Origin of the sequence: Streptomyces sp. NPDC001868 (assembly GCF_040297125.1) — a bacterium.
Lineage (GTDB): Bacteria > Actinomycetota > Actinomycetes > Streptomycetales > Streptomycetaceae > Streptomyces.
In genome coordinates this window covers 1-20096 of record NZ_JBEOYO010000078.1, presented here as the reverse complement: position 1 = coordinate 20096, position 20096 = coordinate 1, and the positions used below count along the sequence as shown (strand labels likewise).

Annotated in this window: 23 protein-coding genes; 13 read left to right on the top strand and 10 right to left on the bottom strand. The window is 70.9% G+C overall.

Annotated features, from left to right (window positions below):
• Positions 1 to 36 precede the first annotated feature (36 nt).
• A complete protein-coding gene (locus ABT147_RS43715) occupies positions 37 to 312 on the bottom strand; it encodes a hypothetical protein (protein ID WP_351417334.1) in 276 nt (91 codons plus the stop codon).
• Between the two features lie 5 nt (positions 313 to 317).
• Complete coding sequence (locus tag ABT147_RS43710; protein ID WP_351417331.1) at positions 318 to 971, bottom strand: DUF5994 family protein; 654 nt, start codon at positions 969 to 971, stop codon at positions 318 to 320.
• A 274-nt stretch (positions 972 to 1245) separates the two neighbouring features.
• On the opposite strand from ABT147_RS43710, the gene ABT147_RS43705 reads away from it, so the two are divergent.
• A complete protein-coding gene (locus ABT147_RS43705) occupies positions 1246 to 1524 on the top strand; it encodes a hypothetical protein (RefSeq protein ID WP_351417329.1) in 279 nt (92 codons plus the stop codon).
• 80 nt (positions 1525 to 1604) lie between these two features.
• Here ABT147_RS43705 and ABT147_RS43700 read toward each other — a convergent pair whose 3' ends face one another.
• Complete coding sequence (locus ABT147_RS43700; RefSeq protein WP_351417327.1) at positions 1605 to 2036, bottom strand: GvpU-like protein; 432 nt, start codon at positions 2034 to 2036, stop codon at positions 1605 to 1607.
• 57 nt (positions 2037 to 2093) lie between these two features.
• The gene (locus tag ABT147_RS43695) at positions 2094 to 2954 is read right to left on the bottom strand and encodes a SigB/SigF/SigG family RNA polymerase sigma factor (RefSeq protein ID WP_351417368.1); all 861 of its coding nucleotides are present in this window, start codon (positions 2952 to 2954) and stop codon (positions 2094 to 2096) included.
• Positions 2955 to 3044: 90 nt separating this feature from the next.
• On the opposite strand from ABT147_RS43695, the gene ABT147_RS43690 reads away from it, so the two are divergent.
• A complete protein-coding gene (locus ABT147_RS43690) occupies positions 3045 to 3347 on the top strand; it encodes a hypothetical protein (protein WP_351417324.1) in 303 nt (100 codons plus the stop codon).
• Positions 3348 to 3354: 7 nt separating this feature from the next.
• Here ABT147_RS43690 and ABT147_RS43685 read toward each other — a convergent pair whose 3' ends face one another.
• Together ABT147_RS43685 and ABT147_RS43680 are read right to left on the bottom strand one after the other, a co-directional pair.
• Positions 3355 to 3708, bottom strand: a complete 354-nt coding sequence (locus ABT147_RS43685) for a PRC-barrel domain containing protein (RefSeq protein WP_351417322.1) — start codon at positions 3706 to 3708, stop codon at positions 3355 to 3357.
• 163 nt (positions 3709 to 3871) lie between these two features.
• On the bottom strand, positions 3872 to 4741 hold the full coding sequence (locus ABT147_RS43680) for a UbiA family prenyltransferase (RefSeq protein WP_351417320.1): 870 nt from the start codon (positions 4739 to 4741) through the stop codon (positions 3872 to 3874).
• 168 nt (positions 4742 to 4909) lie between these two features.
• Between ABT147_RS43680 and ABT147_RS43675 the strand changes: the two genes are divergently transcribed.
• From ABT147_RS43675 to ABT147_RS43665, 3 genes are read left to right on the top strand one after another with little or no spacing between them, the layout of a single operon-like run.
• Entirely contained in the window at positions 4910 to 5968 is a 1059-nt protein-coding gene (locus tag ABT147_RS43675) for a type III polyketide synthase (protein WP_351417317.1), read from the top strand.
• A gap of 54 nt (positions 5969 to 6022) precedes the next feature.
• Positions 6023 to 6571, top strand: coding sequence for an isoprenylcysteine carboxyl methyltransferase family protein (locus ABT147_RS43670; RefSeq protein WP_351417314.1), 549 nt, complete (start codon positions 6023 to 6025; stop codon positions 6569 to 6571).
• A complete protein-coding gene (locus ABT147_RS43665) occupies positions 6568 to 7581 on the top strand; it encodes an NAD(P)/FAD-dependent oxidoreductase (protein WP_351417312.1) in 1014 nt (337 codons plus the stop codon). The genes ABT147_RS43670 and ABT147_RS43665 overlap by 4 nt, the downstream gene beginning before the upstream one ends.
• A 22-nt stretch (positions 7582 to 7603) precedes the next feature.
• Here the strand turns inward: ABT147_RS43665 and ABT147_RS43660 are convergent, their stop codons facing one another.
• From ABT147_RS43660 to ABT147_RS43650, 3 genes are all read right to left on the bottom strand, one after another.
• Positions 7604 to 7915, bottom strand: coding sequence for a hypothetical protein (locus tag ABT147_RS43660; RefSeq protein WP_351417310.1), 312 nt, complete (start codon positions 7913 to 7915; stop codon positions 7604 to 7606).
• Between the two features lie 75 nt (positions 7916 to 7990).
• The gene (locus ABT147_RS43655; protein WP_351417308.1) at positions 7991 to 8524 is read right to left on the bottom strand and encodes a P-loop NTPase family protein; all 534 of its coding nucleotides are present in this window, start codon (positions 8522 to 8524) and stop codon (positions 7991 to 7993) included.
• 103 nt (positions 8525 to 8627) lie between these two features.
• Positions 8628 to 10457 (bottom strand): VanW family protein, encoded by a 1830-nt coding sequence (locus ABT147_RS43650; protein ID WP_351417306.1) that lies wholly within the window; start codon positions 10455 to 10457, stop codon positions 8628 to 8630.
• A gap of 231 nt (positions 10458 to 10688) precedes the next feature.
• Between ABT147_RS43650 and ABT147_RS43645 the strand changes: the two genes are divergently transcribed.
• The 4 genes from ABT147_RS43645 to ABT147_RS43630 all read left to right on the top strand — a co-directional run bounded on the left by ABT147_RS43645 (position 10689) and on the right by ABT147_RS43630 (position 16644).
• Complete coding sequence (locus tag ABT147_RS43645; protein WP_502983270.1) at positions 10689 to 11201, top strand: GntR family transcriptional regulator; 513 nt, start codon at positions 10689 to 10691, stop codon at positions 11199 to 11201.
• Positions 11198 to 12142, top strand: a complete 945-nt coding sequence (locus ABT147_RS43640) for an ABC transporter ATP-binding protein (protein ID WP_351417302.1) — start codon at positions 11198 to 11200, stop codon at positions 12140 to 12142. Before ABT147_RS43645 ends, ABT147_RS43640 begins: the two co-directional genes overlap by 4 nt.
• The gene (locus tag ABT147_RS43635; protein WP_351417300.1) at positions 12139 to 13167 is read left to right on the top strand and encodes an ABC-2 membrane transporter-related protein; all 1029 of its coding nucleotides are present in this window, start codon (positions 12139 to 12141) and stop codon (positions 13165 to 13167) included. Before ABT147_RS43640 ends, ABT147_RS43635 begins: the two co-directional genes overlap by 4 nt.
• A 147-nt stretch (positions 13168 to 13314) precedes the next feature.
• On the top strand, positions 13315 to 16644 hold the full coding sequence (locus ABT147_RS43630; RefSeq protein WP_351417298.1) for a S8 family peptidase: 3330 nt from the start codon (positions 13315 to 13317) through the stop codon (positions 16642 to 16644).
• 79 nt (positions 16645 to 16723) lie between these two features.
• Here the strand turns inward: ABT147_RS43630 and ABT147_RS43625 are convergent, their stop codons facing one another.
• A complete protein-coding gene (locus ABT147_RS43625; RefSeq protein WP_351417296.1) occupies positions 16724 to 17425 on the bottom strand; it encodes a 2-phosphosulfolactate phosphatase in 702 nt (233 codons plus the stop codon).
• Positions 17426 to 17611: 186 nt separating this feature from the next.
• On the opposite strand from ABT147_RS43625, the gene ABT147_RS43620 reads away from it, so the two are divergent.
• The 4 genes from ABT147_RS43620 to ABT147_RS43605 all read left to right on the top strand — a co-directional run bounded on the left by ABT147_RS43620 (position 17612) and on the right by ABT147_RS43605 (position 19973).
• A complete protein-coding gene (locus ABT147_RS43620) occupies positions 17612 to 18139 on the top strand; it encodes an SMI1/KNR4 family protein (protein WP_502983269.1) in 528 nt (175 codons plus the stop codon).
• Positions 18140 to 18246: 107 nt separating this feature from the next.
• On the top strand, positions 18247 to 18642 hold the full coding sequence (locus ABT147_RS43615; protein ID WP_351417294.1) for a luciferase domain-containing protein: 396 nt from the start codon (positions 18247 to 18249) through the stop codon (positions 18640 to 18642).
• Between the two features lie 12 nt (positions 18643 to 18654).
• Positions 18655 to 19440 carry a DUF5995 family protein gene (locus tag ABT147_RS43610; RefSeq protein ID WP_351417291.1) on the top strand — a complete coding sequence of 262 codons (786 nt, stop codon included), beginning with the start codon at positions 18655 to 18657 and terminating at the stop codon, positions 19438 to 19440.
• A 152-nt stretch (positions 19441 to 19592) separates the two neighbouring features.
• Positions 19593 to 19973, top strand: coding sequence for a VOC family protein (locus ABT147_RS43605; protein WP_351417289.1), 381 nt, complete (start codon positions 19593 to 19595; stop codon positions 19971 to 19973).
• Positions 19974 to 20096: the final 123 nt, after the last annotated feature.

Genomic DNA, 20096 nt, shown 5'->3' with positions numbered 1-20096 from the left:
GGCAAGAGGGATGTCACTGACAAAGCCGGCAGAGACTCACTCCGCTCCCGTTCGGGTGCGGCGCCGGAGGCGGAGGAGGAGCCGTGCGTGTCCGGCGCCGTGGTGGTCGCGGCGGCGGCCGGTGCCGGTCGTCCTCACCCTGCCGCGGGTCTTCTGCCGAGCCGACGGTGGCTGTCCCGCGACGGGCATCCCGGAGTGGCCGTAGTGGAAGGCGGCGATGCGGTCGCTGTGCTGTGTGTTGAGCTGGTGGATGAGGAGCGCCCCGAAGGCGATCACCGCGATGATCACGATCACGGTCACGAATGTCTCCACTGTTCTCACCTTCCCCTCGGCTGATGCGGCATCGCGGCGGACGTGGTTGCGGGGACAGTGGCGGGCACAGCGGTCCTGGCGGTCCTGGCGGTCGCGGTCTGGATCCGCGGACGTACGGCCGGATCGCCGGCCTCATGTCCTCCTTCGGAGTCCCAGACCGCCTCCACGGCCCGGTCGTCCTCGCGCATCTCCCGCAGACGCGCCGACGCCTCCAGCTCCATCAGCCGGCTCGGCGTCGACGTGCCCCGGGGGTCGCTCGCGGCGGCCATCAGCCGGGCGGCCGAGGCGGCGGACGTCTCCGGTGGGATCACCAGGAGGTTCCAGCGGCCCGTGCGGTACGAGAGCAACAGCAGTTCGTGCGGGTCCTGCTCGGGCAGGAACCAGCCCACCTTCACCACGTGCCCGGCGACGGGCACCTTGCGCGGAACTACCGGCCAGTGCACGGGATTCACCGTGACGCGGGTGATCCGCCCCCACAGCGGATCCAGCACGGCCGTCAGAGCGAGGAGTTCCGCCCCGAGATCGCGGGAGCGGGGCCACCAGGCGCCGTCCAGCAGAGCCGGTGCGGGACCGACGGGAGCCAGCGACAGGCGGGGAGGGGACGAGGAGAGCCGCTCATCGGCTTCGGCCGTCGGCGGGTGGGACATCGTCGCGGTCATCACGCGAACCCTGCTCCGGGCCGGCCACGACCGACCCGGCATATTCGATCGCCGAAAATGACACGAGCCTGAAAGCCGGTGCGCGAAATACCTTCGGTACTTCGAGCGTACTCCTCGGACAGACCCGGCAGACCGTACGGCCGACGGATCAGCGCCCCATGCGCCGCTGCCCGGAAGCGTCATTCCGGTGACAACGATCAGGCCATGCGGGCTGCCAGAGTAAAGTGAGAAAACCGGCCCGTCTCATACGGGGACATCGAACTCCGAGGTCGCCATGCACTCCATGGAAACGCCCTCGAACGGACACGCGGAGGTCCGCGTCGTCGCCGCCTCACCCGAGGTCGCCCGTCGGATCGCGGAGGTTCTGCGCCGTTGCTTCGACGCCACCGAGCAGCGCAGCTACCCCGCGGGCCCGGACGGCGGGACCCGCCTCGACCTCACCGTGGACACCACCCGCGCCGCAGAACCCGCTCGGTCGTGGCTGGAAACCAGCCGGTCCGAGTCGACGGCCGGTCCATGGGAGACGGCCACTGGTGGCGACGAGACGGCGTAGCCGACGTACTGGACCCGTTGCGGGGAGCCCGGCAGAGCGGGTCGCCTGACTCACGCCCGCTCGCGGCGGCCCGCGGCGGGCTAGTGAGGTCTGCCCAGGGACCAGCCGGAGACGTCCGTGAGCCGGCCGCGCCACAGGGGCAGGACGACCGTCCCGCTGGTTCCGGCGATTCCGGTGGCGTCGCGCAGATGGATCCATTGCGGCAGCCGTCGCGGGCCCTGGTACCCGTGCCGGTCGGCGACGGCTTCGTCCACCTGTTCGGGGAACTGTTCCAGCACCTGCGCGCCAGGCCCGTCGATGCCACGCAGGGTGCGTGCCCAGTCGGCCCGCCAGCTGGCGTGGGAGATCAGGTCGCCGTGGAGGAAACCGCCCCCGATGACGAGTGTGATCGGCAGGGCGGCCTCGGCATCCTGCCCGACCAGCCGTACGAGCATCTGCAGTTGGACGTCCGGCACCGGCTCGGCGACGACGGGTGCGGCGGGCTGGTGCAGTGGATCACGCTCGGCGTTCACGACGGGCGCCCCTTTCGGTGCGAGTGAGCGGGCGGGGGCGCAGGGGCGCGCGGGTTGTCAGGTGGGGAGCAGGCCCGTGCGGAGCTTGGTGAGGGTGCGGGTGAGGAGGCGGGAGATGTGCATCTGCGAGAGGTTGAGCTCGCTGCCGATCTCCGCCTGGGTCATCTCCTGGCCGAAGCGCATCTCGATGATGGCCCGCTCCCGCTCGTCGAGCCGCCGCAGCAGCGGGCCGAGCGCGTGCAGGTCCTCGAAGAGGTCGAGCGCCGGATCGACATCGCCCATGGTGTCCGTGTACGTCTGCCCGCCGTCACTGGCCTCGACGTCGCTGCCCGGGGTGTCGATGGAACCGGCGACGTAGCCGTTCGCGGCCACCAGACCGTCGATGACCTGCTCCTCGGACAGGTCCAGGTCGGCGGCGAGTTCCTTCACCGTGGGGGCACGGTTCAGCTCGGCGGCGAGCGCCTCCCGGCTCCTGGCGAGGTCGACACGGAGTTCCTGCAGACGGCGCGGGACGTGCACGGCCCAGGTGGTGTCACGGAAGAAGCGCTTGATCTCGCCGACGATGTAGGGGATCGCGAAGGAGGTGAACTCGACCTCGCGGGACAGGTCGAACCGGTCGATGGCCTTGATCAGGCCGATCGTGCCGACCTGGACGATGTCCTCCATGTCGCCGCTGCCCCGGTTACGGAAGCGGCGGGCCGCGAAGTGCACGAGGGACAGGTTCATCTCGATCAGCGTGTTGCGGGTGTACTGGTACTCGGGGGTGCCCTCCTCCAGGGCCTGCAGCCGGTCCAGGAACAGCCGGGACAGTACGCGCGCGTCCTTGGGCGCGACCTTCCCGCCGTCCTCGATCCACGGCAGGTCTCCCGCGACCTCCCGCGTTCCCGCGCCGCACGCGGATGCTTCGGGGACGTTCACGGAGGTCGTCACGGTGCCGCCTTAGGTGGAGAACAGGGTGAGCCTCTCCTGCCCGCCCCGGCCGAGCGCATGTCCGCGCGGGTCCGACCAATGCGTACGGGGCCGAAAACCGCCCGTCGTACGGAAGCGGCCCCGGAGATCATCCGGACCGTCGCCTTCTCGGCCGGCAGCGCCCACGTCCCCCTCCAGCGCCACCCCATCGGCACCGCCCAGGCCGTCATCCGGGTCTGCGTCCGCGCAGGCGGCGGCGACCTCGCCGAGGCCCAGTGGCACACCCGCGCACCCGACCTGCCCTGCCCTGCCCTGTCGCGTCCTGGTGAGTCGTCGTCACCGTGGCGTGCAAGAGCCCCGGGACCCTTCGAAGAGTCCCGGGGCCGCGTTCCGCAGAACTGACGTCGGATCAGGCGAGCGGGCCGCCGGTGCCGTAGTAGGTGCCCAGCTCGCCGCGGTAACCCTGGTCACCGAGGTGCTTGTCGCGATCGAACTCGGGAGCGTCCTTGATCTGCTGCTTGGTGCGGTCGACGAAGACCTTCCGCTCCTCCGTGTCGATGGTGACGACCGTGCTCGCCGGGAGCAGGACCTCCTTGCCGAAGATCCACACGCCGGTGTCGACCACCAGGTAGGCGTCACCGATCTCGTCGGAGTGCTTGTCGACCTTGCCGATGCTGCCGTCCGTGGCCTCGACCTTGTACCCGGTGAGGTCGGCGCCCGTCAGCCCCGCCGTCGACTTGTAACTCCACACATTTTCAGTCACGCGAAAAACAACTCCTCCGGTAAACAGAGGACAGCGGGATCTCCCACTGTTCCTCCTTTTCCGTGCGTGTGCACAGCGGCTTCCATGCCCGCCGTCGTTGCGGGTGCCCCGCGTTGAGCGCTTCACGCGCACCGTTCGGCGGGACGGGCGGCCGGCGGCGCGATCAGGCGATTCCGGTGCCGCGCAGCAGGAGCAACGCCACATCCACCACCGCCACGGCGACCGCCGCCGCGAACGCGGCCCGCTCCCGGCGGCGTCCCAGCACCGTGCCCGCCACCGCGACCACGACGGCCATCGCGAGTGCGGCCACTCCCCATCCGTCGAGTGGTCCGGCGGGCCCCAGCGCCAGCACCGCGGACGCCGCCACCAGCGGCACCGGCAACAGCAGCCGGGTGCCGTCCGGGCCCAGCCGGTGCGGCCAACCCCGTACGCCCGTCGCCAGATCCCCGCCGATGTCCGGCAGTACGTCGCCCAGATGCGCTCCGATCCCCAGCAGGGCCCCGGCGGTGACGACCCACCAGGCCGGCCACGGGTGCCCGGGCAGCCCCAGTGCGACGAACGCCGGGAGCGCGGCGAAGCCGACGGCGTACGGCGCCCAGGACCATGCTGTCGCCTTGAGCCGCAGGTCGTACGCCCACGCCGCCGCCACTCCGGTCAGATGAACGGCGCCCGCCCACAGGCCGCAGGCGAGCGACAGCGGCACGCACAGGGCCAGCGCCGTGTACGCGGCCACCCACACCTCCGTCACCCCGACCGTGCCGTCGACGACGGGTTTGCCCCGGCGGCCGGCCGCGATGTCCCGGCGCGCGTCGTACGCGTCGTTGCACCAGCCGACGGACAACTGCCCGGCCAGTACGGCGGCTCCGGTCAGAACGGAACGCCCGGCGCTCTGGCCGGCGGTGACGGCGAGCGCGGTCATCAGGGCGGTGACCGCCACCACGGGCCCGGGGTGGCACGACCCGGCGAGGCCGCCCACCCGGGCGGCCCAACTCACGGCCGGGCGGCCGGCCGTCGACTGCTCGGGAGTGCCCACCCGGCCGATCGTAGGCGCCCGGGTCCCGTCCGGCCGCGTACGCTCCCCGTGGCGAAGGACGAAGAGCGAAGAGCCAAGGGCCGGACGGGCGATTCATGGTGTCGAGGCATCCGCCCGGGGAACACGTGCAGAGCAACTCACCCCAGTCGGTAACCGGACGGGAACCACATGACGCGGATCGCCGCCGTTCACGGTGCCCTCGCATCGCACCGTCACACCCAGTCCGAGATCACCGACATGGTGGCCCGCACCTGTCTGCCCGAGGGCGCCGACCGCCGGGTCCTGGACCGCCTGCACCGCAGTGCGAAGGTCGGCTCGCGCCATATGACGCTGCCGCTCGAACGGTACGGGGAACTGGACGGGTTCGGCGCCGCCAACGACGTCTTCATCCCCGCCGCCACCGACCTGGGCGCCCGGGCCGTCCAGGACGCGCTGCGCCTGGCCGGTCTGTCCGCGGCCGACGTGGACCTGCTGATCTTCACCTCCGTCACCGGCATCGCCACCCCCTCGATCGACGCCCGGCTGGTCGGCCGCCTCGGGCTGCGGCCGGACGTCAAGCGGCTGCCCCTGTTCGGCCTGGGCTGTGCCGGCGGCGCCGCAGGTCTGGCCCGTATGCACGACCATCTGCTGGGCCGGCCCCACGACGTGGCGGTGCTGCTGTCGGTCGAACTGTGCTCGCTCACCTTCCAGCGCGACGACGCCTCCATGGCCAACCTGGTCGCCACCGCGCTGTTCGGCGACGGCGCCGCGGCGGTGGTCGCCTGCGGCGCGGAACGTCAGGGGGAGGTCTCCGGCCCGACGATCGTGGACTCCCGCAGTCATCTCTATCCGGACACCGGGCGCGTCATGGGCTGGGACATCAAGGACTCCGGCTTCCAGGTCGTCCTCGACCCACGGGTCCCCGATGTGGTGCGCCATCACCTCGCCGATGACGTCGAGGGGTTCCTCGGCGACCACGGGATCAAGGCGAAGGACGTGACCGCCTGGGTGTGCCACCCGGGCGGCCCCAAGGTCCTCGAGGCCGTCACCGAGGCCCTCGACCTGCCCGAGGGCGCCCTCGATGTGACCTGGCGTCATCTGGCCGAGGTGGGCAACCTGTCCTCGTCGTCGGTGCTCCACGTCCTGCGCGACACCCTGGCCGAACGCCGTCCGCCGCCGGGCACACCGGGTGTACTGCTGGCGATGGGCCCGGGCTTCGCCTGCGAACTCGTCCTGCTGCGCTGGTAGTTCGGACCGCAGAGGGCACGAAGAAGAACACAAGGGACCGAGGACACAGGACGCATGATCTGGTACGTACTGCTGGTGGCCACCGTCGCCGCCGAGCGCGTCGCCGAACTCGTCGTCGCCCGCCGCAACGAGCGGTGGAGCGCTGCCCGTGGCGCGCGGGTGACCGGGCAGGGCCACTATCCGGCGATGGTCGCGCTCCACACCGGCCTGTTGGTCGCGTGCCCGGCCGAGGTGTGGCTGGCCGACCGTCCCTTCGTCCCCGCTCTGGGCTGGCCGATGCTGGCCGTACTGGTGGCCGCACAGGCACTGCGGTGGTGGTGCATCCACACCCTGGGGCCCCGCTGGAACACCAAGGTGATCGTCGTACCCGGGCTGCCGCTGGTGACCGGCGGCCCCTACTGCCGGCGGTGGCTGCGGCATCCGAACTACGTGGCCGTCGTCGCCGAGGGCGTGGCGCTGCCCCTGGTCCACACCGCCTGGGTGACCGCGGTCCTGTTCACGGTGCTCAACGCCGCCCTGCTCACCGTCCGTATCCGCTGCGAGAACCGTGCGCTCGCCGACGCGACCGCACCGGCCACGCCGACCACACCCGCACGAGCATGATCGACGTACTGGTGGCCGGCGGTGGGCCGGCCGGTCTGGCGGCGGCCATCCACGCCGCGCTCGCCGGCCTGGAGGCCGTCGTCGTCGAACCCCGGACCGGGCCCGTGGACAAGGCCTGCGGCGAAGGCGTCATGCCCGGCGGAGTCGCCGCACTGCGGGCACTGGGTGTCGAGGCGACCGGCCGTGAACTGCGCGGCATCCGGTACGTGGACGGCGCTGTCCGGGCCGAAGCGTCCTTCCGGGACCGCAGCGGGCTGGGGATCCGCCGTACGACGCTGCACTCCGCGTTGCGGGCGCGCGCGCTCGGACTCGGCGTACGCATCCTGCCGGGCAAGGTCGGCGAGGTGCGCCAGAACGCGGACACGGTCACCGCCGCCGGGATCACCGCCCGTTGGCTGATCGCCGCCGACGGTCTGCACTCCCCGGTGCGCCGCCGCCTGGGGCTGGACTTGCCGGGCCGCCCCCACGGCCGCTACGGACTGCGCCGGCACTACCACGTCGCACCGTGGACGGACTTCGTGGAGGTCCACTGGTCGCGGCACGGCGAGGCCTACGTGACACCGGTCGGCGACGACCTGGTGGGCGTCGCGGTCCTCAGCCGGAGCCGTCGTGGGTACGACGAGCATCTGACCGCCTTTCCCGCTCTGACCGCGTCCCTGCGCGGCCCGGTGGCGACGGAGGTACGCGGCGCCGGGCCACTGCGGCAGCGGGTACGGCGCCGAACCGCCGGCCGCGTCCTGCTCGTGGGCGACGCGGCAGGCTACGTGGATGCCCTCACGGGAGAGGGCATCGCCCTCGCGCTGGAGACGGCCGGGGCCGCCGTCCGCTGCCTGACCGCCGGGCGCCCGGACGCGTACGAACGCGCCTGGGCCCGGCTGACCAGGCGCCACAGGCTGCTGACCGGAGCCCTGCTGGCCGCGAGCCGCCGTCCTGGCACCGCCCGCCTGATCGTCCCCGCGGCGTCCCGGATGCCCTCGGTGTTCTCGGCGGCGGTGCGCGCGCTGCAGTAGCGGCCGGTTCCAGCCGCCTCGTTCATTCGGCCGGGCCACCGCGTTCCTGTCCGGCTGGGGCAGACCCGCGCCGGGAGGCTTTGTGCCCGCGATGTGTGGCGCGGCGGCGGCGCGTGGTGCGGCGTGTGCCGCCCAGGATCAGGCCCAGCCCGAGCATGGCCGCCGCCCCGACGACGATGCCGCTGAGGAAGAGGGTGCCGGTGGAGCCGGTGACGTCGACATCGAAGACGGAGAATCCGCCGGTGAACTCGTGGGCGCTGCCACTGTTGGAAAGAACGCCGACGACCCCGATGACTACCGCGGCGATGAGGATGACGAGTCCGAGGATGATCATGGCGCTCTCCTGGATCTGCTCCCTCTCCCCACGGTAGAACCGTCCCGCCGGGCAGGCCACCGCCAGGGGCCGCGCCTACTCCTGCCTTGCGGGCAGCTGGGCCAGGCCGGTGTCGAGCATGATGCGCTCGACGGTCTCCTCCAGGGCGCTGCCCGCGCCGATGACCGTCTCGGTCCCACAGGGCAGCAGATCGCGCGGCCGGTACCAGTCACGCAGCCGGGTCTCGTCGACGACATCGGCGATCGGCTTGGTGGCGTGCCGGGTGAGCGTCTCGGCGAACGGCACGTCCAGGTAGTAGCCGTGGGTCGGGCCACGGTGGTCGGCGCGCAGCCCGGCGAGCATGTCGCCGTACCGGTCGGCGTACAGGATGCCTTCGACGACGACGTGGAACCCGGCGTCCAGTGCGTAGCGGGCCGTCAGGTCGATCAGGCCGATGTTCGGCGCCCCGGGACGGTCGTGTTCGTGGAGCACGATGCGGCGGAGATTGTCCTGGCCGACCAGGGCCAGACCACGACCGAACCTCTCGCGCAGTCCGGCCGCGACGGACGACTTCCCCGAGGCGGAGTTGCCGCGCAGCACGACCAGCCGGGTTTCCTCAGAGCCCACCATCACAGGGGTCACGCTACCGACGACCAGCGACCCCGCGCCGATCATTCCGAAACAGCCCTCACCGTCGTGGAGCCGTACCAGCGCCTGCGGCTCATGGCACGGTCTACCCGGCGTCGGGCCGGCCGCTGTCGGACGGCTCGGGGGCTTCGCAGGTGATCTCGTCGCGTGGGGTGTAGTGGGTGCGGAACGGCTCCCGCTTCACTTCCTTGCCGTCGTTGTAGAAGACCCGCTCGACGGTCACGTCGAAGCCCTCCAGAGGGGTCTGCGGCACGCACTTCTCGTCGGTGCTCACCTTCTTCTCCGGCTGCTTCACATGGGTCCTGGGGCCCTTCACCGCCTTGATGTCGTCGTAGTGCTTGGTGCCGATGAAGGTGATGGTCACCGAGGTGTCGGTGGACTCGGCCTGGATGTACATGGCTTTGCCGGAGTCGTTGGTGAACCTGAGATCGAGGCTGCCCCAGGCGACCGTCGCCTCACGGCCCTCCGGGTAGCGCTCGATGTAGAACGAGTGGGCGCCGTACTCGACGGGCTTGACCCCGGCGAAGAACATCGCGTTGAACATGGTCGTGGCGACGGCGGAGACACCACCGCCGGATGCCTTGGTGAACTGGTCGTTGAGGATCATGATGCCCTCGACGAAGCCGTTGGCCTCGGTGCGCTCCCCCACGGTCCGGTTGAAGCTCCAGGTCTTGCCGGGCATGACGACGGAGCCGTTGATGAGTTGCGCGGCCCGGCCGATGTTCTTCGTGCGGTACGCGGCCGGTTCGAAGTTGACGGTGAAGGAGGACATCTTCTCCGTCAGCCCCAGCCGCGCCGCGTTCTCGCGGGTCACCTCCGGCTGGATCCGCCGCTCGGCCAGTTCCCCGGTACGGGCGGCGCCCTCCTTGGTGAGCAGCGGCATCACGGCCTTGCTCAGCGCCTTGTCGGTGACCTGTACGCCGGTCCGGGCGTCGTCGGCCACCACGGCTCGGTCGCCGTCCAGCCGCAGTCGGGCGTTCTCGACGGTGGTGGTGAGGGCGGCCAGGGGGCGGGCCACCTCGGGGGCGGAGCGCAGGCCCTTGCCGTCCAGTTTCGGTATCAGCCGGCCGGAGCCGTCCGGCCGCATCGTCAGGTGCTCGCCCACCACGTCCTGGCTGATCGTGAACCGCGTACCGCCGCCCGCACCCCCAGTGCCGCCAGTGCCGCCGGTGGTGAGCGTGACGGGCGCCGACATGGCCGGCCGCGCGAAGTCGCGCACCGCGCGCCGCACCTCCTCCGCCGCCACCTTCGGCTCGGTCTCGCGGGCGGGCAGGGCCGTGACCGTATCCGCTTCCGTACCCGCGTCCGTGTCCGTACCCGCGTCCGTGTCCGTACCCGCGTCCGTGTCCTTCGCGCCGTGCAGGAAGGCGGTCCGCAGGGTGCCGACCGCGGCGTCCACGTCCAGTGCGTAACCGCTGTGCGGAACGACCTGCTCGACCTGGCCGTCCTCGAAGGTGACGGCCCCGTCGCGGACCTTCTGGTCGAGCGTCCGCGCCAGCTTCCCGAGAGCGGTGCGGGCCTTGCCCTCGTCGAGGCGTACGACCGGCTCGACGTCACCGCCTGAGCGGAAGAACCCGCCGATCACGCTGACGGGGTCGGAGCCCGTGCGTGCCGCCCGGTCGACGGTCCGCTCGGTGTCGAAGGTGAGCCCGGCCTGCCGGGGGTCGACGGTGCCGCCGCGGTCGCCGACCTTCACGGCCAGTTCCCGCGAGCCTGCCACCGCGAGGTGGTCGTCCAGCTTGCGGACGGCCTCCGTACGGCTGAGGCCTCCGATGTCCACCCCGCGCACCGTCGTGCCTGCCTCGATCTCACCCCCCGTGACGAGCAGCCCGGCCAGATACAGACCGCCGATGCCGACGGTCAGGGCACCGCCTGCCAGGACGAGGGACGGTACAGGGGCTATTCGGGGGCGCATCGGTCTCCCGGACGGGGGCTCAGTGGGCGAGGCACGCGACGACGCGGTGCCGTGGACGGAGCAAGCACCTCAAGCTACCCATGACAGGGGTGGGGAGCATATGTCGCAGAACACGTCTGTTTCAGATCACATCGGGCAAATCACCTCGCGTCGGCCTGGGTCTTTGACAGGTCCCCGATCCATGCTCCATCATCAATTCACTAGTCGACTAGTGAATTGGTGGTGAAGGGGTTGGAGTTCCGCATCGACAGGCGGAGCGGGGTCGCCGCCTATCAGCAGATCGTTCAGCAGACCAAGCAGGCGCTGCGGCTCGGCGTACTGGGGCCCGGGGACCAGCTGCCCACGGCCAAGGCGGTCGCCCAGACCTCCGCGGTCAACCCCAACACCACGCTCAAGGCGTACCGCGAACTGGAGCGCGAGGGCCTGGTCGAAGCGCGGGCGGGTCTGGGGACCTTCGTGCGTCAGTCGCTGGCCCGTCCGCAGGCGGGGGCGGATTCGCCGCTGCGCGGCGAGCTGGAGGACTGGATGGACCGGGCCCGCGAGGCGGGTCTCGAGCAGGACGACGTGACCGCGCTGGTCACGTCGGTGATGGAGGCGCGGTACGCCGGGACCGGGCCTGCCGCCGGGCCCGCCAGGTCCGCGGAAACAGCGGATACGGCCGATACAGCGGCGACGGCAACTGCGAGAACAGCAGCAGGACCGACAGGAACAACGGAAACAAAGGGAACCAGGGGACACGCATGATGAGCTACGAGACGGGCTACGGGGGGTCGGCGGACACGTCCGCGATAGAAGCCCGCGGGGTAGGCCGGAAGTACCGCCGGGGCTGGGCGTTGCGGGACTGTTCCTTCCGGCTGCCGGCCGGGCGGATCTGCGGTCTGGTGGGTCCCAACGGGGCCGGCAAGACCACGCTGATGGCGATCGCCGCCAACCTGCTGGAGCCGACCACCGGCTCGGTGCGGGTGTTCGGCGCGGCACCGGAGTCGGCGGAGGCCACGCGGCGGACCGCGTTCCTCGCCCAGGAGAAGCCCCTGTTCCGGCGCTTCACCGTCGCCGAGACCCTGCGTATGGGCCGCGAGCTGAACCCCGGCTGGGACCAGCGGGCCGCCGAGGACATCGTCCGCGCGGGCAATGTGCCCTTCGACGCGAAGATCGGCACCCTCTCCGGCGGCCAGCGCACCCGGGTGGCCTTCGCCGTCTCCTTCGGCAAGCGTCCCGACCTGCTGCTCCTCGACGAGCCGATGTCGGACCTCGACCCGCTGGTGCGCCACGAGCTGATGGGCACCCTGCTGGCCGAGGCCGCCGAGCGCGGCACCACCGTACTGATGTCCACCCACATGCTCGCCGAGCTGGAGAACATCTGCGACTACCTGATGGTCATCGCGGGCGGCGGGCTGCGCCTGGCCGGTGAGGTCGACGAACTCCGCACCGCCCACGCCGTGTTGACCGGGGTCCACTCCGACGGACGGATGCCCCCCGAGTTGGCGTACCACACCGTGGTCGAAACCCGTACCAGCGGACGGCAGTTCACCTCCCTGATACGCCCCGACGGTCCGGCCACCGGCCCCTGGGAGGCGAGCACCCCGAACCTGGAGGAGCTCCTGCTCGCTTATCTGCGCTCTCCCGAGGCCCCGCCCCTGATCAGCCCCAGTTCCTACGTCGACCCTCAGGCGGTGGCGGCATGAGCACGATGACCAACACCGACAGCACCGGTAACGGTAGCGCCCTCTCGGACTCTGCCCGCACCGAAGCCGGCCGTGCTCGTGGCCTGCGGCTCAGCGGTATGAACTGGCTGGTGTGGCGTCAGCACCGCGCCGCCTACTGGACGCTGCTGGCCGCCACCCTGATCACCGTGGCGGTGATCGTCTACCAGCGCCAGCAGGTGATCGCGTACCTCGACGGGTATGGCTACCCCCGGCTCAAGTCCGGCTGGGAGGAGAAGTTCGACCGGGGGCCGCTCGACTGGGCCGCCCAGATGCTCGGGCTGCTGCCCGTCCTGATCGGTGTCTTCCTCGGTGGGCCCCTGCTCGCCGGCGACCTGGAGACCGGCACCGCCAAACTGGTCAACGCGCAGTCCGCCAGCCGCGTTCGCTGGCTCGCCACCAAGCTCGGTATGACCGCACTCGTGGTCGTGGTGTGCACGGCCGCGCTCGCCGCCGCTTACACCTGGTGGTGGTCACCGGTCAAGTCGTCGTCGTACGTCCTGGAATGGGCCGACCCCGCCGCCTTCGACAGCAGCGGACCCGTGCCCGTGGCACTCTCCCTGCTCACCCTCGTCGGGGGCGTGGCGATCGGCATGCTGCTGCGCCGGACCCTGCTGTCCATGGTCGTCACCCTGGGCTTCGCCGTCGTCGTGCAGATGGTCTGGTCGCACTTCCGGATGTCCCTCGGGAACATCGTCACCGTCACCACCCACAACGGTGTCGGGGACAACACCTTCCCGCACGTGCCCGACACCGCCCACGAGATGGACCAGTCCTACCTCACCGCCTCCGGCGACCTCGTCGGCTGGGGCAGCTGCGCCGAGCAGACGTCGGAGAAGGCCACCAACGCCTGTCTGGACAAGGCGCAGGTCGTCGGCTGGTCGGTCGACTACATCCCGATGTCCCAGATGTCCTCCATGCAGTGGCTCGGCTCCTCGATCCTGCTGGCCCTGACCGCCGGTATCGCGGTGTTCGTCATCCTCTGGGGTCGCAAGCGTCTCGTCTGACATCTGTCCGAGCGCCCTCGTCCGACCCGATCTTCCTCGCAGTTCTCTCTCCGTACGCGGCCGAGCGGCCACAGTGCCGCTCCGCCGCGTCCCGATGCTGCCCCGATCCGGCGAGCGAATCGCCATGAACCATGCGAAAGGCTTGAGTTGAAGTCGCACAAGCGCAGGAAAAGAGCGATCACCACCGTCCCGTTGGCGGTCGCCCTGGCGGCGGCGCTCGGCGCCGGGCTGCTGGTGAGCACGTCCGACAGTGCCGAGGCCCAGCCCCTCACCGGAACCGGCGGCTCCGCCGCGCGGACCGTCACCCTCGTCACCGGCGACCGGGTGTCCCTCGACGCCGAGGGCAAGGTCACCGGTGTGGTGGCCGCCGAGGGCCGGGAGGGGATGTCCTTCCGCGTCCAGCAGGCCGAGGGCCACGCGTACGTCCTGCCGCGCGACGCCGAACCGCTGATCGCGAACGGGACCGCCGACCGGCGGCTGTTCGACGTGACGCAGCTGGTGAAGTCGCGCTACGACGACGCCCGCCGCGCCGACCTGCCGCTGATCGTCACCTACGACAAGGGCACGTCCCTGTCGGCGAGTACGTTCCGCGGCTCCGGCGCGACCGTCCGCCGGGATCTGCCCAGCATCAACGGCGACGCCGTGCGCGCCCGCAAGTCCGAGGGCTCCGACCTGTGGGAGACCCTCACCCGTGGCACCGGCTCCGCGAAGGTCAGGAAGATCTGGCTGGACGGCAAGGTGAGGGCGACCCTGGACAAGAGCGTGCCGCAGATCGGCGCGCCCGCGGCCCACGCGGCGGGATTCGACGGCAAGGGCGTCAAGGTCGCCGTCCTCGACACCGGCGTCGACGCCACGCACCCGGACCTCAAGGACCGCGTCGACGCGGCGAAGAACTTCTCCGCCGCCACGGACACCGTCGACCGCGCGGGGCACGGCACACACGTGGCCTCGACGATCGCGGGCTCCGGGGCCGCGTCTCCGGCGGGCACGAAGTACGAGGGCGTCGCGCCCGGCGCCCGGCTGCTGGTCGGCAAGGTGCTCGACGACTCCGGCGAGGGCGACGACTCCGGCGTCATCGCCGGTATGCAGTGGGCCGTCGCACAGGGTGCCGAGGTCGTCAACATGAGCCTGGGCGGCACCGACACCCTCGGCATCGACCCCGTCGAGCAGGCGGTCAACGACCTGTCGGCCAGTTCCGGCGCTCTGTTCGTCATAGCCGCCGGCAACGAGGGCCCGGGCGAGGGCACCATCGGCACCCCCGGCAGCGCGGCCTCCGCGCTCACCGTCGGCGCGGTCGACCGCCGGGACGCCATCGCCGAGTTCTCCAGCCGAGGCCCCACGGCCGACGGCTTCCTCAAGCCCGACGTCACCGCTCCGGGTGTGGACGTCGTCGCGGCCAAGGCCGCCGAAGGGAACATGGGCGACCCCGCCGCCGACGGCTATGTCTCCATGAGCGGTACGTCGATGGCGACCCCGCACGTGGCGGGCGCCGCGGCGATCCTGGCGCAGGAACACCCGGACTGGACGGGCCCGCAGATCAAGGCCGCCCTCACCGCCTCCGCGAAGCCGACCGCCGCGACGTCCGCGTACACGCAGGGCACCGGCCGGGTGGATGTCGCCAGGGCGACCACCCAAAAGCTCACCAGCGGCCCGACCGCGCTGGGCTTCGGGACGCAGACGTACCCCCACACCGACGACCAGCCGGTCACCAAGGACGTCACCTACCGCAACGCGGGCACCGAGCCGGTCACTGTCGACCTGGCCACCGAGGCCTACGGCAACGACGGAAAGCCCGCGGCCGAGGGCCTGTTCACGGTCTCCCCGCAGCGCCTCACCGTCCCGGCGGGAGGTGAGGCGACCGCCACCGTGACCGCCGACACCCGCGTGGGCACGGCCGACGGCAGCTTCGGCGGCTCGCTGACCGCCACCACCGCCGACGGCACCACCACCGCGCGCACCTCCCTCGGCGTGGTCCGCGAGGTCGAGTCGTACGACCTGACCCTCAAGCACCTCGACCTCAAGGGCAAGGCCGCCGGCGACGCCTCGACGAGCATCTACGGGCTGGACAACGACATCTGGACGGACGCCGCCGACGAACGGGACGGTGTGGTCACCATCCGTCTGCCGAAGGGCCGTTACGCCCTGGAAGGCGTGATCCCCACCGGCGGCACCGGAGGGTCCGTGCTGCTGCACCCGAAGTTCGCGCTGACCAAGGACACGACCCTGGTCATGGACGCGCGCAAGGCCAAGCCCGTCAAGATCACCGTGCCGGACGGCGCGGCCAAGCCCAACGGCGCGATGCTCTTCTTCCACGTCGACGTCAACGACAAGCCGTACACCTCTGTGTACGACGCCCCCTCCTTCGGCAGCATCCGTGTCGGACAGCTCGGTGCCCCGGCGCCGGCCGCCGAGGTGTCCGCGATGTACCACGGCATCTGGACCCACAAGGCCGACAACTACCGGCTGGCCTGGAACCGTACGGGTGACCTGTCCGGGTTCACCAAGAACGTCAAGCGCTCGCAGCTCACCAAGGTCAAGGTCGTCGTCGGTGCGCCGGTCAAGGGCAGGACGGCGAGCGTCTGGGCCGCGCCGCTGATGCGCGGCGGCTTCTACAACCTCTACTCGACCGAGGGCCGCCTGCCGCTGACCGGCACCGACTACGTACTGCCCAACGGAATCAAGTGGTTCTACCAGACCAGCCAGTTCGGCGCCCCCGATGCCGAGGGCGAGCCGACCTGGGAGAACACACAGGTCGGCGCGGCCAGGGCGTACGCGGCGGGCAAGGACTACACGCAGCGCTTCAACATCGGCGTCTTCGGCCCGTCCCTCCCTTCGGACCCCTTGGCGAACGGCGGCGACCGGACCGGAGCGGTCCGCGTCGGCGACACCTTCGCGGCGTACGTGCCCCTGTTCTCCGACGGCGTCGGCAACACGGGCAGCTCCACCCACACCAAGGCCAAGAGCTCGCTCTACGCCGACGGCAAGAAGATCTTCGCCGTGAACGCCCCGCTGAACGGCGACTCGTTCACGGTTCCCGCGGGCAAGCGGACGTACAAGCTCGGTGTGGACGTCTCCCGCGCTCCGGCACAGTTCGCGGTCAGCACCCGTACGACCGCCACCTGGACCTTCACCTCGGCGCACGTCTCCGGTGACAAGGCCAAGCGGCTCCCGCTGACCGTCGTCCGGTACACGCCCAGCCTCTCGACGGCCAGTACCGCGAAGGCCGGTACGACCCTCACCGTGCCCTTCAGCCTCCAGGGCGCGGCCACCAAGGTCGGCACCCTGCGCAAGCTGGCCTTCACCGTCTCCTACGACGACGGCAGGACCTGGAAGAAGACCACCGTCGTGAACGGCAAGCAGCTCAAGCTGACCAGCCCCGCCAAGCCCGGCCCGGTCTCCCTGCGCGTCACCCTCACCGACGCCGACGGCAACACCCTGAACCAGACCATCCACCGCGCCTATCGCACCACCAAGTAGGAGGACCGAGCGTGTGGTTGGCCCCTGCCGGTTGCCCGGCGGGGGCCAACCGCGTTGCCAAGAGGCCTGCCCTCGCTCGTCAGGTCGCGGTGTCGTCGGCCGGCGAAGGCACGGCGCACGGGCGCAGGACCATGAGTGAGTCCTCAAGGGCCGCCACCATGGCGAAGGGAAAGCGGTCGAGTTCGAGACAGAGTTCGACGTCATCGGGGTGAACTCCCTGGCGCACCCCCTCCGTCAGTTCGGCGGCGGCGCGTGAGGTGGCGGCGCGGCGGAGGAATGCAGCGGCATCCGTCCCGGCCTCGACGGCCCTGCCGGCGATGTACTGGGCGCACGCCAGATCTTCGTCGGCCCGCCCGTCCTCGCCCGTGACCACGAACGTGACACCGTCGCTCCCGCGTGTCCGCAGGAGCCGGGCCGTCGCCTCCGCCACCACGAAGCCGGCGCAGAGCACCAGCGACGCCTCCTTGACCGCGAGGGCGCCGACCGTCCCTGCCGTGGTCTTCTGCACCACGGTCCGTCCGGCGAGGTCGACGGACCGGAGCAGGCCCGGCGAGTTGACCATGTCGAACCCGGGCGCGGGCGGCCCGTCCTTGAGGGCCGCCCAATCCGGATGGCGAGCCTTGAGCGCCAGCGCGTCGTCCAACGACTCGGCGAGAACGATCTTTTCCGCCCCCTGGCCAAAGGCCCAGGCAGCCACGGTGAAGGCGCGCATGACGTCGACCACGACCGCCACGGACGGGGCCTCGACCAGCTCGGGGATGCCAACGAAACGAGTGTCCATTCCGATCATGATCGCGCAGACAGCGCGGGCACGCCCCGAAGCGGCCGGAGAGTGATCCACATCATGCCGACGGTCTCGTCACGCCGACGGTCTCGTCATGGCGACGGTCTCGTCATGGCGACGGTCTCGGACCGCGTCAGGCGGCCCCGTAGGGCGTACGCGGTGTCGCGTCGCTAGCCTGTGCGCGTGACACCGAACGATGACTACCGGTTCCCTGCCCCGCTCGCCGCCGCCATGGCGGTGAGCTTCGAACACGTCGGCGACGATGGCGTCGACTTCGAACCCTTCGAGGCTTTCCTGACCGCCGAAGAGACCACCGACTGGTTCCGGGCGTGGACCGGCAACGGCGAGCTGAACGGCGACGCCTTCCGTGTGTTCGGCCAGGACGGCACCGGCGGATACGCCGCGTTCTGGCTGGTCCGACCGGACCGACCGCTGGCCGAGCAACCCGTCGTCTTCCTCGGCTCCGAAGGGGAGACCGGCGTCGTCGCCCGCGATCTGGGGGCCTTCCTGTGGCTGCTGGCCGATGGCTTCGGCCCCTGGGAAGCGGCCACGTCGTACGAGCCCGACTGGGTGCCGCACCCCCACCGCGAACTGACCGCCATCGCGGAACAGTTCGCTCCCCTCCGTCGCGCGCCGGCGGGGCTCGTGATCGAGCAGGCCGCACAGGAGTTCCCCGACTTCGACGACACCATCATGGAGCTCTGCCGCTGACCCGATCGCCCGAGTGCTCGACGTGGTGCGGTCGTGCGGCTGCCGGGGCCTGGTTACGGATTTCCCAAGCCCTGGTGTCCGGTCGGTGATCGCCTCATGATGGAGCCATGACGACGGCGTCGCGAGCGATGGATCGACTGGTCGGCTGGCCGGACCTCTCGGAGGCCCGGCCCAGTTGTGGCACGGGCAGGGCGTTGCGCACATCCGACACCGAGATCGCGCACTTCCACTCCGACCGGAAGGTCGACCTGAACCTGACCGCCAGGGCGATCCGCCGTCTCGAGGGCGACCTGAGGAACTCGACCGCGATCCGTCTGGTGCCCGGCTCGCACTGGGTGACCATCCGGCTGGAGTGCGCATCCGACATCGACCTGCTCATGACTCTCGTGAGTGCGGCTCTCAAGGCCCACCAGGGATGCCCGGCCTCCGACCGCCCGTCCTCCGCGCGCTGCAACGACCAGCACAGCACGGTGCTCGCACCCGAACATGTCGGCGCGGGCTGAAGGGAGTTGGGCATGGCGGCGGAGAACATCGACGATGTCGTGGACGGGCTGGCCGGGATCGTGCGGGAGGCGATCCGCGACGGTGACCGGGTCGGGTACTTCGCGGCGCTGTACCGACAGGTGACCGTCGAGGTGCGTACGGCCATTCATGACGGGCTGTTCGACGACGGCGCCCGCATGGACCGTTTCGACACGCACTTCGGCAACCGCTACTTCGACGCCTACGACGCCTGGCGCCGTGACCGGAGCGGGCCGCGCTGCTGGCGCGAGGCGTTCGGACTGCTCGGCGACGCCGACACCGTCATCGTCCAGCACCTGCTGCTCGGCGTGAACGCGCACATCAACCTCGACCTGGCCGTCGCCGCCGCGCGGACCAGCCCGGGCCCGGACATCCACGCGCTCCAGCACGACTTTCTGCTGATCAACGACATCCTCGCGCGCGTGGTGCTGAAGGTGCAGGACTCGATCGGCGCCCTGTCACCGCTGTTGTCGCTGCTGGACCGGATCGGGGCCCGCACCGATGAGCGCGTCCTCGACTTCAGCATCCGCCAGTCCCGCGAGGAGGCCTGGTACAACGCCGTCCTGCTCGCCGGTCAGAACGAAGCGGAACGCGAGACGACCATCGAACGGCTCGACATCCGGGCCGCCGTGCTCGCCCGGCTGACAGCACGACCGGGCGGCCTCGTCCGGCCCGCCCTGCAGCTGATCCGGAGCACCGAGAGCGATGACGTACCGGCCGTCATCACCCATCTGGACAAGGCCATGCGGCGACCCTCCGCCCGGCAGGGCACGGACTGAGACCCGGCCACCGCGACAGAGCCCGGACCTGAAAACACTTCGCGCGTGCTCGCCCCCTCCGGTACGGTCGCGGGGTTGTTCTCACTGCTGGGAGCCCATGAGGTTCATGTGTGACCGCCCGGCAGTTCCCAGGCTGAGAGTAGGTTGCGTCAATGGCGTGTCGTATCAGTGAACTCGTGCTCGGTTGCCACAACCCCGAGGTGCTGGCGCGGTTCTGGTGCGAGGTCCTGGACTTCGTCGTGCTCGATCGCGAGGGCGACGAAATGCTGGAGATCGGCCCACGCGAAGGGTTCGGTGGCCCGCAGCCGACGATCATCCTCAGCCGCAGGGACGAGCCGGAGAAGGGGAAGTCCCGGCTGCACATCGACGTCAACCCCACCGACCGCGATCAGGACGCCGAGCTCGAACGCCTTCTGAAGCTCGGGGCGCGCCCGGCGGACATCGGCCAGACGGGAGAAGAGCAGTGGCATGTGCTGACCGACCCCGAAGGCAATGAGTTCTGCCTGCTCAAGCGCCGCCTCAACCCGCTCTGACGCCCGCCCGGCGCCTGCCGGGCCCCCGCTGGCGCCTGCCGGGCGCCTGCCGGGCGCCTGCCGGGCGCCTGCCGGGCGCCTGCCGGGCGCCTGCCGGGCGCCTGCCGGGCGCCTGCCGACGGG

Excerpts from the sequence above, each read along its gene's own strand:
- ABT147_RS43710 (WP_351417331.1), bottom strand. The coding sequence starts at position 971 with ATGACCGCGACGATGTCCCACCCGCCGACGGCCGAAGCCGATGAGCGG.
- ABT147_RS43705 (WP_351417329.1), top strand. The coding sequence starts at position 1,246 with ATGCACTCCATGGAAACGCCCTCGAACGGACACGCGGAGGTCCGCGTC.
- ABT147_RS43690 (WP_351417324.1), top strand. The coding sequence starts at position 3,045 with ATGCGTACGGGGCCGAAAACCGCCCGTCGTACGGAAGCGGCCCCGGAG.
- ABT147_RS43675 (WP_351417317.1), top strand. The coding sequence starts at position 4,910 with ATGACGCGGATCGCCGCCGTTCACGGTGCCCTCGCATCGCACCGTCAC.
- ABT147_RS43670 (WP_351417314.1), top strand. The coding sequence starts at position 6,023 with ATGATCTGGTACGTACTGCTGGTGGCCACCGTCGCCGCCGAGCGCGTC.
- ABT147_RS43665 (WP_351417312.1), top strand. The coding sequence starts at position 6,568 with ATGATCGACGTACTGGTGGCCGGCGGTGGGCCGGCCGGTCTGGCGGCG.
- ABT147_RS43660 (WP_351417310.1), bottom strand. The coding sequence starts at position 7,915 with ATGATCATCCTCGGACTCGTCATCCTCATCGCCGCGGTAGTCATCGGG.
- ABT147_RS43655 (WP_351417308.1), bottom strand. The coding sequence starts at position 8,524 with ATGGTGGGCTCTGAGGAAACCCGGCTGGTCGTGCTGCGCGGCAACTCC.
- ABT147_RS43650 (WP_351417306.1), bottom strand. The coding sequence starts at position 10,457 with ATGCGCCCCCGAATAGCCCCTGTACCGTCCCTCGTCCTGGCAGGCGGT.
- ABT147_RS43640 (WP_351417302.1), top strand. The coding sequence starts at position 11,198 with ATGATGAGCTACGAGACGGGCTACGGGGGGTCGGCGGACACGTCCGCG.
- ABT147_RS43635 (WP_351417300.1), top strand. The coding sequence starts at position 12,139 with ATGAGCACGATGACCAACACCGACAGCACCGGTAACGGTAGCGCCCTC.
- ABT147_RS43625 (WP_351417296.1), bottom strand. The coding sequence starts at position 17,425 with ATGGACACTCGTTTCGTTGGCATCCCCGAGCTGGTCGAGGCCCCGTCC.
- ABT147_RS43615 (WP_351417294.1), top strand. The coding sequence starts at position 18,247 with ATGACGACGGCGTCGCGAGCGATGGATCGACTGGTCGGCTGGCCGGAC.
- ABT147_RS43610 (WP_351417291.1), top strand. The coding sequence starts at position 18,655 with ATGGCGGCGGAGAACATCGACGATGTCGTGGACGGGCTGGCCGGGATC.
- ABT147_RS43605 (WP_351417289.1), top strand. The coding sequence starts at position 19,593 with ATGGCGTGTCGTATCAGTGAACTCGTGCTCGGTTGCCACAACCCCGAG.